10 protein-coding genes are annotated in these 11,433 nt (G+C 66.3%); 6 read left to right on the top strand and 4 right to left on the bottom strand.

The window, feature by feature from the left end:
- Positions 1-32 precede the first annotated feature (32 nt).
- From WIX41_RS10690 to WIX41_RS10705, 4 genes are all read left to right on the top strand, one after another.
- The gene (locus WIX41_RS10690; RefSeq protein ID WP_409187365.1) at positions 33-3,314 is read left to right on the top strand and encodes an LAGLIDADG family homing endonuclease; all 3,282 of its coding nucleotides are present in this window, start codon (positions 33-35) and stop codon (positions 3,312-3,314) included.
- Between the two features lie 181 nt (positions 3,315-3,495).
- Positions 3,496-4,428, top strand: a complete 933-nt coding sequence (locus WIX41_RS10695) for a hypothetical protein (RefSeq protein ID WP_339447368.1) — start codon at positions 3,496-3,498, stop codon at positions 4,426-4,428.
- A gap of 89 nt (positions 4,429-4,517) precedes the next feature.
- Entirely contained in the window at positions 4,518-5,273 is a 756-nt protein-coding gene (locus WIX41_RS10700) for a hypothetical protein (protein ID WP_339447369.1), read from the top strand.
- Positions 5,274-5,361: 88 nt separating this feature from the next.
- Positions 5,362-6,036 carry a hypothetical protein gene (locus WIX41_RS10705; RefSeq protein WP_339447370.1) on the top strand — a complete coding sequence of 225 codons (675 nt, stop codon included), beginning with the start codon at positions 5,362-5,364 and terminating at the stop codon, positions 6,034-6,036.
- Between the two features lie 46 nt (positions 6,037-6,082).
- Here the strand turns inward: WIX41_RS10705 and WIX41_RS10710 are convergent, their stop codons facing one another.
- Entirely contained in the window at positions 6,083-6,448 is a 366-nt protein-coding gene (locus WIX41_RS10710) for a DUF1428 domain-containing protein (protein WP_339447372.1), read from the bottom strand.
- Positions 6,449-7,166: 718 nt separating this feature from the next.
- On the opposite strand from WIX41_RS10710, the gene WIX41_RS10715 reads away from it, so the two are divergent.
- Both WIX41_RS10715 and WIX41_RS10720 read left to right on the top strand, forming a co-directional pair.
- Complete coding sequence (locus tag WIX41_RS10715) at positions 7,167-7,739, top strand: Ax21 family protein (protein WP_068848647.1); 573 nt, start codon at positions 7,167-7,169, stop codon at positions 7,737-7,739.
- 190 nt (positions 7,740-7,929) lie between these two features.
- Entirely contained in the window at positions 7,930-8,355 is a 426-nt protein-coding gene (locus WIX41_RS10720; protein WP_409187366.1) for an NUDIX domain-containing protein, read from the top strand.
- A gap of 10 nt (positions 8,356-8,365) precedes the next feature.
- Here WIX41_RS10720 and WIX41_RS10725 read toward each other — a convergent pair whose 3' ends face one another.
- From WIX41_RS10725 to WIX41_RS10735, 3 genes are read right to left on the bottom strand one after another with little or no spacing between them, the layout of a single operon-like run.
- On the bottom strand, positions 8,366-9,469 hold the full coding sequence (locus WIX41_RS10725) for a sugar kinase (RefSeq protein ID WP_339447373.1): 1,104 nt from the start codon (positions 9,467-9,469) through the stop codon (positions 8,366-8,368).
- Positions 9,466-10,647 (bottom strand): GDSL-type esterase/lipase family protein, encoded by a 1,182-nt coding sequence (locus WIX41_RS10730; protein WP_339447375.1) that lies wholly within the window; start codon positions 10,645-10,647, stop codon positions 9,466-9,468. Before WIX41_RS10730 ends, WIX41_RS10725 begins: the two co-directional genes overlap by 4 nt.
- Positions 10,648-10,676: 29 nt before the next feature.
- A complete protein-coding gene (locus WIX41_RS10735; protein ID WP_339447377.1) occupies positions 10,677-11,432 on the bottom strand; it encodes an SDR family NAD(P)-dependent oxidoreductase in 756 nt (251 codons plus the stop codon).
- Position 11,433: the final 1 nt, after the last annotated feature.

An 11,433-nucleotide genomic window follows, 5' to 3' on the forward strand; every position in this document is an offset into this window, starting at 1 on the left:
ACCCGGTGACCACGCGATGGAGCCTGCCTCGAATGCGCACGGTGCAAACGGACGTGAATTCCTTGGAACCGGCTACCGGCGAGGTACCGCTGCAGCCGGCCTCGCAGGACATCTGGGACAAGAAGTACCGGCTCAAGACCAAGCAGGGCCAGGTGCTGGATGCCGATATCGACGCCACCTACCTGCGCGTGGCGCAGGCCCTGGCCGATGCCGAACTCACCGGGGAGAAGCGCCAGCACTGGCGCGAGCGCTTCACCTGGGCGCTGCGCCACGGCGCCATTCCCGCCGGCCGCATCATTTCCAACGCCGGTGCGCAGGCGCACAAGCCGGCCACCAGCACGATCAACTGCACCGTCTCGGGCACCCTCGAAGATTCGATGGACGGCATCCTGCAGAAGGTCCACGAAGCCGGCCTGACCCTCAAGGCCGGTTGCGGCATCGGTTATGAGTTCAGCACCCTGCGCCCGCGCGGTGCGTTCGTGGCCGGCGCCGGCGCACACACCTCCGGGCCGATGTCCTTCATGGATATCTTCGACAAGATGTGTTTCACCATCTCCTCGGCCGGCGGGCGCCGCGGCGCGCAGATGGGCACCTTCGATGTCTCCCATCCCGACGTGCGCGATTTCATCCGGGCCAAGCGCGAAGACGGCCGGCTGCGCCAGTTCAACCTGTCGCTGCTGATCACCGATGGCTTCATGCAGGCCGTGGACGATGATGCCGAATGGCCGCTGGTGTTCCCGCTGAGCCGCCACGAGGCCGGCGAGTTCGACCTGGAGGACCCGGCCGCCGTGCAGTGGCGCGATTGGCCCACCCACCGCGACTATGTGGTCCGCGAGGATGGCTTGGTGGCCTGCCGCGTGTACGGCCAGATCCGCGCCCGGCACCTGTGGGACATGATCATGGTGTCCACCTATGACTATGCCGAGCCGGGCTTCATCCTGATCGACCGGGTCAACGAAATGAACAACAACTGGTGGTGCGAGGACATCCGCGCCACCAATCCCTGCGTCACCGCCGATACCTGGGTGCACACCGCCGACGGGCCGCGCCAGGTGGCCGAGCTGATTGGACGGGGGTTCCAGGCGCGCGTGGATGGCCAGGACCATGCCACTACCGAGGCTGGGTTTTTCCTCACTGCGCGCAAGCCGGTACTCGCCCTGCAGACCCGCGAAGGCCATCGGCTGCGGCTGACTGCCGATCATCGGGTTCGCCGCGTTACTGCGCGCACGCGCTGGGTGGTGCAGAGCGAATGGTGCGAGGCGGGCCAGCTGCAGGCGGGGGATGAGGTGCTGCTGCAGGACCATCGTGCGGCGCCGCACTGGCCGGGCGCGCTGGCGCATGAGCAGGGCTACCTGCTGGGGTGTCTGGTCGGCGACGGGACTCTCAAACAAGATGGGGCCGTCCTCTCGGTGTGGTGTCAGGCGGCGGTTGCCAATGGCGACCCGGGAGTGCCTACCGCAGGGACCCGCGCGCTGATGGATGAAGTAATCCGCTGCACGCGAACCCTGTCGCACCGCTCCGACTTTGCTGGCTGGTCGGAAGTGAAGGGGCGAAACGAGTGGCGCCTGACGTCAGCCGCGCTGCGCGATCTTGCCCAGCAGCTGGGCATGTTCCCGGGCCACAATCCGATCACCCCTGCTCTGGAAAAACTTTCCAGCGATGCCTGCCGTGGCTTCCTGCGCGGCCTGTTCGACGCCGACGGCAGTGTGCAGGGCAGCCAAGGCAAGGGCGTATCCGTCCGGTTGGCGCAGTCTGATCGCCCGCGGCTGGAGGCCGTGCAGCGCATGCTGCTCCGGCTGGGCATCCCCAGCACCCTCTACGCGCGCGGCGAAGCCGGGCACTCGGTTCTGCCTGATGGTCGCGGTGGCCAGCGTGCCCACCCCACGTTGGCCCAGTTCGACTTGGTAATCAGCGGCGAAGGCGTGGCCCGCTACGACGCGCTGATCGGGTTCGCCGACACCGACAAGGCCGCGCGCCTGACCCGGACGCTGGCCGCCTACCGCCGCGCGCTAAACCGCAGCCGCTTCGTCGCCACCGTGGAAAGCGTGGATCCGGACGGGGTGGAAGACGTCTACGACGTCCAGGTCCCCGGCATCCACTGCTTCGACGGCAACGGCCTGCATGCCCACAACTGCGGCGAACAGCCCTTGCCCCCGTATGGCGCCTGCCTGCTTGGTTCGGTCAACCTCACCCGGTTCGTGCGCGACCCGTTCACCGCGCAGGCCCGGTTTGACTGGGACGAATACAAAGAGGTGGTGCGGGTGTTCACCCGCATGCTCGACAACGTGGTGGAGGTCAACGGCCTGCCGCTGGAGCAGCAGCGCCAGGAAATCCTGCGCAAGCGCCGGCACGGCATGGGCTTCCTGGGCCTGGGCTCGACCCTGGCCATGCTGCGCATGAAGTACGGCGAGGCTGACGCCTGCGACTTCACCGAGGCCATCGCCCGCGAGATGGCCGTGGCCGGCTGGGAGACCGCGCTCAGCCTGGCCCGTGAAAAGGGGCCGGCGCCGATCATGCAGGAAACCTTCGAGGTCACCGCCGCCATGCTGCGCCAACGCCCGGAAATGGCCGGCGATGGCTGGCGGGCAGGCCAGCAGATCGAGGGCAAGGTGCTGCACGCCCGCTACAGCCGCTACATGCAGCGCATTGCCAGCGTGGCCCCGGAGCTGGTGGAGGACCTGGCCGGGATCGGCGCCCGCTTCACCCACCACAGCTCCATCGCCCCCACCGGCACCATCAGCCTGTCGCTGGCCAACAACGCCTCCAACGGCATTGAACCGTCGTTCGCCCACCACTACAGCCGCAATGTCATCCGCGAGGGGCGCAAAAGCAAGGAGAAGGTGGACGTGTTTTCCTACGAGCTGCTGGCCTACCGGCACCTGGTGAACCCGCAGGCGATGCCGTTCGCCGATGACGACAGCGCCCGCCTGCCGGACTACTTCGTCGCCGCCGACGACATCTCGCCCAAGGCCCACGTGGATGTCCAGGCCGCCGCCCAGAAATGGGTGGACAGCTCCATTTCCAAGACCGCCAACGTTCCCACCGACTATCCCTATGAGCAGTTCAAGGACATCTACCGCTACGCCCACGCGCAGGGTTTGAAGGGCTGCACCACGTTCCGTTTCAACCCCGCCGCCTTCCAGGGCGTGCTGGTCAAGGAGGCCGATCTGGAGAACACCACCTACCGGTTCGAACTTCAGGACGGCGCAGTTGTGGAGGTAAAGGGCAACGAACAGATCGAGTATGACGGCGAACTGCATACCGCCGCGAACCTGTTCGACGCGCTCAAGGAAGGCTATTACGGCAAGTTCTGATTACGCGACAGAGGCTGTTTTCAAGGGGTTTTCCACGTGCTGTGGACCAGCGCCACTTCCGTGCCGGCAACCGACCAAGCACAAAGGCGGCTCATGGGCTGCGACAAGACCGTTCCACGATCGACCGCGCCGGTATAGCATCGCCAGCGAAATCACTGACTGGCCCCTCAGGAGGCAAAACATGAGCAACGGAAATGGTGTGACCGCGACGCTGTCGCAGGGCGTCGAAAACGTGAAAGAGACCGCCGGCAACGTCGGCGAGACCATCGCCCACACCGCTGAAGAAGTGGTGGCCTCGGTGAAGAAGACCGCCAAGCGCGCGCGCAAGGTTGCCACCACCCAGGTTGCCAAGGTCAAGAAGGCCGTCAAGAAGGCCGAGAAGACCGTCGCCAAGAAGGCCGACAAGGCCGCCAAGTCGGTTGGCAAGACCGTGGCCAGCGCCAGGAAGAAGCTGGAAGCGGCCAAGAGCAACGCCAAGGCCGAGGCTGCCGCGCTGAAGAAGCAGGTTGCCAAGAAGAAGGCTGCCGCCGAAAAGGCCGTGACCAAGACCACCAAAGCCGCCAAGAAGGTCGCCGCCAAGAAGGTCGCCACCGCCAAGAAGGCCGTGACCAGGAAGACCGCCACCGCCAAGAAGGTCGTGGGCAAGAAGGTCGCTACCGCCAAGAAGGCTGTGGCCAGGAAGTCGGCCACCACCAAGAAGGCCGTGACCAGGAAGACCGCCACCGCCAAGAAGGTCGTGGGCAAGAAGGTCGCTACCGCCAAGAAGGCTGTGGCCAGGAAGTCGGCCACCGCCAAGAAGGCCGTGACCAGGAAGACCGCCGCCGCCAAGAAGGTCGTGGGCAAGAAGGTTGCCACCGCCAAGAAGGCTGTGGCCAGGAAGTCGGCCACCGCCAAGAAGGCCGTGACCAGGAAGACCGCCGCCGCCAAGAAGGTCGTGGGCAAGAAGGTTGCCACCGCCAAGAAGGCTGTGGCCAGGAAGTCGGCCGCCACCAGGAAGGTCGTCGGCAAGAAGACCGCTGTTGCCCGCAAGTCGGTCGCCCGCAAGGCTGCACCGGCCAAGCGCGCCGCCAAGACCGTGGCCCGCAAGGCCCCGGCCAAGCGCGCCCGCAAGTAAGCAGGTCATGCACGGCGCCTGCCCCCGGGCGGGCGCCGTGGACCGGTCGTAGAGGGTTACTCCCTGCAAGCGCACCGAGGACAAGCAGCATGGCTGTCAGGATCGATCAGAAGATTACCGGTTACGCCGTCGTCACCCCCGAGGAGAAGACGCGCCAGGCAGCGGCTGCCGCTGCCCCGCTCCCGGACGCCGCCAACGACATCGTGCAGATGCACGAGCGCATCGAACGCCCCGACGTCCTGGTCGGCAACACCTACAAGATCAAATCGCCGCTGGTGGAACACGCCTTCTACGTGACCATCAACGACATCGTGCTCAACCCGGGCACCGAACATGAGCTGCGCCGCCCGTTCGAGGTGTTCATCAACTCCAAGTCGATGGAGCACTTCCAGTGGATCGTTGCGCTCACCCGGATCATGTCCGCCGTGTTCCGCAAGGGCGGGGACGTGACCTTCCTGGTCGAAGAGATGAAAGCGGTCTTCGACCCGCGCGGTGGCTACTACAAGACCGGCGGCATCTACATGCCCTCGCTGGTGGCCGAACTGGGCAGCATCGTCGAGGACCACCTCAAGTCCATCGGCCTGCTGCACGACCCGGAGCTGAGCGCTGCGCAACGCGCGCTGATCACCGAGAAGCGCCGCCAGTACGAAGACCGCGGGAGGCAGGGCGCCAGCGCCGCGTCGTCCAGCAGCACCGCCAACCACGAGGAAGACCTCGCCATCACTGGCGACGGTGCCAGCTTCCCGCCCAGCGCCAGCATGTGCCACAAGTGCAACACCAAGGCGCTGGTGATCATGGATGGCTGTGCCACCTGTTTGAACTGCGGGTATTCCAAGTGCGGCTGAACGTTGCTGCGAACACGCGGTACCAACGTGGTGTCCGTTAAAAGGCGGGTACCGTTTCCCCAGCGCGACAGGGAGTTCGCCAAAACCGATGCGCAACCTGGACTTCAGCTCCTGGCAGGCCATGCTCTCGACCCTGGTCGGGCTGGCGGTGATCACCCTGATCGGCGTGGGCATCCGCCTGCTGTTCATGCAGACCCTGCAGCAGCGGCGTGAGCGCGAGAACCGGCAGATCAATGAGCGGCTGCGTACGCTGATCGCTGCCTACAAGACCCTGGGTGGTTCGTTCACCGGCGCGCTGCATGTCGATCCGCGGCATCTGCGCGACCTGCGCCCACCGCCTGCCGACACTGACGATGCCTTGGACCTGCCGATCAGTACCGGCAGCGACCGCGCGCGCCGGATCCGCGATGCGGTGGAGGCGGCGCTGTCGGATATCGTGCTGTTGGGCACTGATGACCAGGTACGGCTGGCCGCTCACGCCGCCAACGAACTGGCGGCCGGCCGCGCCGTGCCGACAGCCGAACTGGTGGTGTCGCTGCGCGACTTCATCCGCGAAGCGCTGGATCTGGCGCCCATTCCCACCAGCGTCGCCATTCCCCGCCAGGGGCCGGCCCGGCCCGCGGCCGGTGGTGCCAAAGGCAAGGCCGAAGCCGGCGACCGCGCCGGCGGGAAGGGCGGCGGGGGCGCTGGAATGGGCGGCATGGGGGGCGGCGGGATGGGCATGGGCCACGGCGCGGACGACGACGGCAGCCACGCGCGCTGAGCCAGGCGGTGGCTGCCTATGCCATCGTTCCTGCCCACGACAGCGGCTACTTCTTGTTGTTCAACTCCACGATCGGCACGAAGCCGCCGTAGATCATCCGCTTGCCGTCGAACGGCATCGGATTCTTCTCCGGATCCATGCGTGGATCCTCCATCATCTTTTTCATGCCGGCATCGCGTGTGGCTTTGTCAGGCCATTCAATCCACGAGAACACCACGGTCTCATCCTTCTCCGCTTTCACGGAGCGGAAGAAGTCGGTCTGCTTGCCTTCGGGCACGTCATCGCCCCAGCATTCGACCACGCGCAGCGCACCGAATTCGATGAACACCGAGTCGCCTTCGTTGGCGTGCTTGATGAATTTGTCTTTGTTGGCGGTGGGTACGGCCAATACGAAACCGTCGATATAGGACATCTGCAGCCTCCGGTAACCGGTGCACCACAATGGGCACCTTCAAGAGTACGACGCGTGGGGGGGCGGGAAATCGACAATGCACGCGTCGCAGCGTTGGCGCGGTGATGACGGTGTTCTTTCGGCGTAACGGCCAGGATAATCAACGAGTTAACGCGAACATTCGCTGCGCTGCAGCGAAGGCATGGTCAGAAAAATCCTAACAACAGTGAGGAACATTCTTATATCCCCGTGCCTGTATTCACATCAAGATGTTGAAGCCGGGCAGGACGCTCTCCAAGGGTCCTGCGGTATGACGCCAGAGCTGCGTCAACCGGTGTAATCCGGAAGATGGACGCGTTAGCCGACTACTCCCCAAGAGCGGCTTCCCCAGCGCGTGACGCCCCGCAAGGGTATCGTCGTGACCGGATTCCTTTCGCTGCCCGACAGTCGTCGGCATTACCAGCGCCCGTGCATTCCCTGTGTCATCAACACCCACCCTCAGAGCGCGCGCGTCGTAAACGCGCGGTTCATCGTGCTTGGCGAATGCACGCCTTCAACACATGAAAAATGCAGCGCGCGCGTGTATCGCACGGCGCGTCTGAATGGTTGCCAAAAATCCGCTGGGCCGAAAGCGGCTAACTTCAGGGCGCGTTGTGTCGAATAACGGAGAATTTACATTCCCGCTGCAGCAGCCGCTTGTGCCACTGCACGAATGAAACAACAGAAAAGGTGTACCCCCATGAAGACTTCCCTGATTGCTCTGGCGCTTGCCGCCGCTCTGCCGTTCGGCGCTTCGGCTGCTGAAGGCCTGTCCTACAACTACGCCGAAGGCGATTACGTCAAGACCGATGCCGATGGTGGCAAGGCCGATGGTTGGGGTGTGAAGGGTTCGTACGGCTTCCTGCCGAACTTCCACGCGTTTGGTGAATACAACCAGCAGAAGACCGATATCGGCAACTTCAAGGTTGACCAGTGGCGCGTGGGCGTGGGCTACAACCACGAAATCGCCACCAGCACCGACTTCGTGGGCCGCGTTGCCTACAACAAGTTCGACCCGAAGGAAGGCCTGGACTTCAACGGCTACAGCGCTGAAGCCGGTATCCGCACCGCGTTCGGCCAGCATGCCGAAGTCTACGCGATGGCCGGTTACGAGGATTACAGCAAGAAGCACGGCATCAATCCGGATGGCCAGTTCTACGGCCGCCTGGGTGGCCAGGTGAAGTTGAACCAGAACTGGGGCATCAACGGCGATATCAAGATGGATCGCCACGGTGACAAGGAATGGTCGGTCGGCCCGCGCTTCAGCTGGTAAGCGGCGTCTGATCGTTCTGCTGCGTGCCTGACCGGCGCAGCGAAAGGGGCCCGGCACATTGCCGGGCCTTTTTTGTGGGCGCGAAAGGCGTACCGACCAACGGTCGGTACCCACCACCACACCGGTAGGCGGCCACCGTTGGTGGTCGCGGGCCCGCAGGCGATAATGCCTCCGCCCCCCGGAGAACCCCATGTCCCAGCCGACCCCACTGCAACACCCTCGCGTCGGCTGTGGTGCCGTCATCCAGCGCGCCGATGGGGCCGTCCTGCTGGTCAAGCGCGGGCGTCCACCCGAGCAGGGCCACTGGGGCCTGCCCGGCGGCAAGGTCGATTGGATGGAGAAGGTGGAAGACACCGTGGTCCGCGAAGTGCGGGAAGAAACCGGGCTGCATGTAGCGGTAGTGCGCCTGCTGTGCGTGGTGGACCACTTTGAACCCGAGCTGGGGCAGCACTGGGTGGCCCCGGTCTATCTCGCGCGCACGCTGGATGACGCGCAGGCCACGTTGCTGGAGCCCGACACGATCCTTGCGCTGGACTGGTTCCCGCCGGGCGCGCTGCCCGCGCCGCTCACCCGCTCGGCCACCGAAGGGTTGGCGCGGCTTTCAACGCCGCGCTGATCCGGGCTCTTCAACGGCGCGCGGCGGCGCCCTCGCCGCGCGCTACCGCTTCCACTTCCTCGCCGCTGGTACACGCGGCATCGCCCGGCGTGGACATCGCCAATGCGCCATGCGCGGCGCCCAGCTCCACCGCCGCCTGTTCGCCCAGGCCTTCCAGCAGGGCGTGCACCACGCCGGCCACGAAGGCATCGCCGCCGCCCACCCGGTCCAGCAGGTCCACCTCGCGCGCGGCGGAGACGAACAACGCCTGGCGGTTGCGCAGCGCGCCGGCCCAGCCATTGCGGGCCGCGTTGCTGGCATCGCGCAGGGTGAACGCCACCGCCTGCAGGTTCGGGAAACGCTCCAGCGCCCGCAGCGCGGCTGCATCGGCCGGTCCCACATCCATCGGTGTCTCGCGCCGGCCCAGGTCGGCCAGGTCCATGCCCAGGCAGGCCGCGAACGAGTACTCATCGCCAATGAGCAGGTCGCACTCGGCGGCGATGGCGCAGTTGGCGTGCCGTGCCGCGTCCGGATCCGGGTGGCTGTTCCACAGGCTGGCGCGGTAGTTGAGGTCGTAGGACACCGCTACCCCGTGCCGGCGTGCAGCCCGCACGGCGGCAATGGCGGTCTGCGCGCTGTGTTCGGACAAGGCCGCGAAGATCCCACCGGTGTGCAGCCAGCGCACCCCGTGCACGCCGAACAACGTGCCCCAGTCGAGCTCATCGGCCTGCAGCTGGGAGGCGGCGGAGTACGCACGATCGGACACGCCCAGCGGCGCGCGCACACCGAACCCGCGCTCGGTGAAGTTCAGCCCCATGCGTGTGTTGCGGCCGATGCCGTCGTAGTCACGCCACACGATCTGGCTGGTATCCACCCCACCTGCCTGGATCAGCTGCCGGGCCAGCAGCCCCAGCTCGTTGCGCGGCAGCGCGGTCAGCACGGCCGTGCGGTGGCCGAAGGTGCTGCTCAGCCCGCGCGCCACGTTGTACTCGCCGCCGCCCTCCCACACCTGGAACTGGCGCGCGTTGCGCACGCGGCCTTCGCCGGGGTCGAAACGCAGCATCACTTCACCCAGCGCCAATGCGTCCCAGCGCGGGTTGACCGCAGTGGCCAGCTGGAACTGCTGCGTGCTCATCGTGCCTTGCAGCCGAGCAGGGCCAGGTCCACGCCGTCGGCCATGCGCCGGTAGCCTTCATCGTTGGGGTGCAGGAAATCGCGGGTGATCGCTTCAGGCAGGAACTCCGGCTTGGCCGGGTCGCGCAGGATCTGGTCGAAATCGATCAGCGCATCGAAGCCGCTGCGGCCACCGCGCATCCAGGTATTGAGCGTGGTGCGGGTGCCGGCGGACACCGGCTCGTAGCGGTCCGAACCGCCGAACGGGGTGATCGTCGCGGCAATGGCGCCGATGCCGTTGCTGTGCAGGCGCTCGGCCACCTGGCGGTACCCCAGCACCATGTCATCGGCATTGCGGCCAGCCACCGGCGGGGTGCCGCCGTCGTGGCGGATATCGTTGATGCCTTCGAACAGGATCACCCGGTCCACATGCGGCAGCGCGATCACGTCGCGGTCCAGCCGGGCCAGCGCGCTGTGGCTGCGACCGTGGTCCATCACTTTGTTGCCGCTGATGCCGGCGTTGACCAGTACTACCTGGTCTGGGCAGGCCTGCTGCAGGCGGGCAGCCAGCAGCGCCGGCCAGTCGCCGTTGCTGCCGCGCGTGGCGGTGGCGCCCTCAGTAATGGAATCGCCCAGCGCGACCACGACTATCGGGGTGGTGCTGCGCTCGGCCAGCACCGCCGAGACCACGTTTTGCCGGTAGGCCAGCTTCACCTTGTCGGCCACCTCGGCCTGGCGGCCATCGGCAATGCGCAGCGCGGTGCGCCGCACGGCCGGCTGGGTGGGTTCGGGGAAATACACGGTGAGCGAAACATCGGCCAGCGCCGGCACCGTCATCGGCACCGGGTCGCTGAGCAGCGCGGCGCCCACCGGCACCACCACCTCGCTGCGGCCATTGAAGGTCACCATCTTGGCGGGTGTTGCCGTGCCGGTACGCTGGGCGGTCGCGCCGCCGATATGCAGCGGCGCAGCCCCCAGCTCATTGCTGATGCGGAAGCGCAGCGCCGTGGCCGAACTGGCCAGGCGCATGTCCTGGCGAACGGTCTGGTTGGCGAACTGCACCGGTGCTTCGGGCGTCCCGTCCTGGCGGTCGGGCGCCGGCGAGGCGGTCCAGGCCGGTACCCAGACCTGGGCCGGGGCGGGCAGTGCCACCGCGCTGGTGGCAAGTGCAAGTGAAAGTGCAGTGATCCAGCGCAGCATGGCGGCCCTCCCAGGCGGTCAGCGGTCTATCAGGAGAAGTAGGTGCCGCCGTTGACGTCGACGTTGGCACCGGTGATGAAGCCCGCCGCGTCGGAGGCCAGGTACACGGCGGTATCGGCCGCTTCCTGCGGGCGACCCTGGCGGCGCAGCGGGGTGTTGCCGGCCACGGCGGTACGCACTTCGGGCTTGGTGAACTCGTCGTGGAAGCGGGTGGCGATCATGCCGCAGCACAGTGCGTTGACGCGGATGCCGCGCGGGCCCAGTTCCTTGGCCATGGCGCGGGTGAAGGTCATCACTGCGGCCTTGGCGGTGGCATAGATCGATGCGCCCGGGCCGCCGCCATCGCGGCCGGCCTGCGAGGCGAAGTTCACGATCGCGCCACCTTCGGGCATGTGCGGCACTACGGCGTGAGTGGTCAGGTAGACCGAGCTCATGTTGAGGTCCATCACCTTGTGGAAGAACGCCGGGTCGATCTCGGCCAGCGGGCGGCGCTGCACCATGCCGCCGGCCACGTTGACCAGCACGTCGATCTGCGGCCCGAACGCGGCCTGGGTGGCGGCGACCATGCCGGCCACGGCCTGCGGGTCGGTCACATCGGCGCGGTGCACGATGGCGGTGCCGCCGGCAGCCTGCACCTGCTGCAGGGTTTCCTGTGCGCTGGCTTCGTCGTTGGCGTAGTTGATGCACACCTTGGCGCCGGCCGCAGCCAGCTTGAGCGAAATCTCACGACCGATATCGCGGCCGCCACCGGTGACGATCGCCACCTTGTCCTTGAACTGATTCATT

It is taken from the genome of Stenotrophomonas sp. AB1(2024), assembly GCF_037482345.1.
Lineage (GTDB): Bacteria > Pseudomonadota > Gammaproteobacteria > Xanthomonadales > Xanthomonadaceae > Stenotrophomonas.

Bases quoted from the DNA above. Each gene is read 5' to 3' on its own strand.
- WIX41_RS10705 (WP_339447370.1), top strand. From the start codon at position 5,362: ATGCGCAACCTGGACTTCAGCTCCTGGCAGGCCATGCTCTCGACCCTG.
- WIX41_RS10695 (WP_339447368.1), top strand. From the start codon at position 3,496: ATGAGCAACGGAAATGGTGTGACCGCGACGCTGTCGCAGGGCGTCGAA.
- WIX41_RS10720 (WP_409187366.1), top strand. From the start codon at position 7,930: ATGTCCCAGCCGACCCCACTGCAACACCCTCGCGTCGGCTGTGGTGCC.
- WIX41_RS10730 (WP_339447375.1), bottom strand. From the start codon at position 10,647: ATGCTGCGCTGGATCACTGCACTTTCACTTGCACTTGCCACCAGCGCG.
- WIX41_RS10715 (WP_068848647.1), top strand. From the start codon at position 7,167: ATGAAGACTTCCCTGATTGCTCTGGCGCTTGCCGCCGCTCTGCCGTTC.
- WIX41_RS10700 (WP_339447369.1), top strand. From the start codon at position 4,518: ATGGCTGTCAGGATCGATCAGAAGATTACCGGTTACGCCGTCGTCACC.
- WIX41_RS10690 (WP_409187365.1), top strand. From the start codon at position 33: ATGCGCACGGTGCAAACGGACGTGAATTCCTTGGAACCGGCTACCGGC.
- WIX41_RS10725 (WP_339447373.1), bottom strand. From the start codon at position 9,469: ATGAGCACGCAGCAGTTCCAGCTGGCCACTGCGGTCAACCCGCGCTGG.
- WIX41_RS10735 (WP_339447377.1), bottom strand. From the start codon at position 11,432: ATGAATCAGTTCAAGGACAAGGTGGCGATCGTCACCGGTGGCGGCCGC.
- WIX41_RS10710 (WP_339447372.1), bottom strand. From the start codon at position 6,448: ATGTCCTATATCGACGGTTTCGTATTGGCCGTACCCACCGCCAACAAA.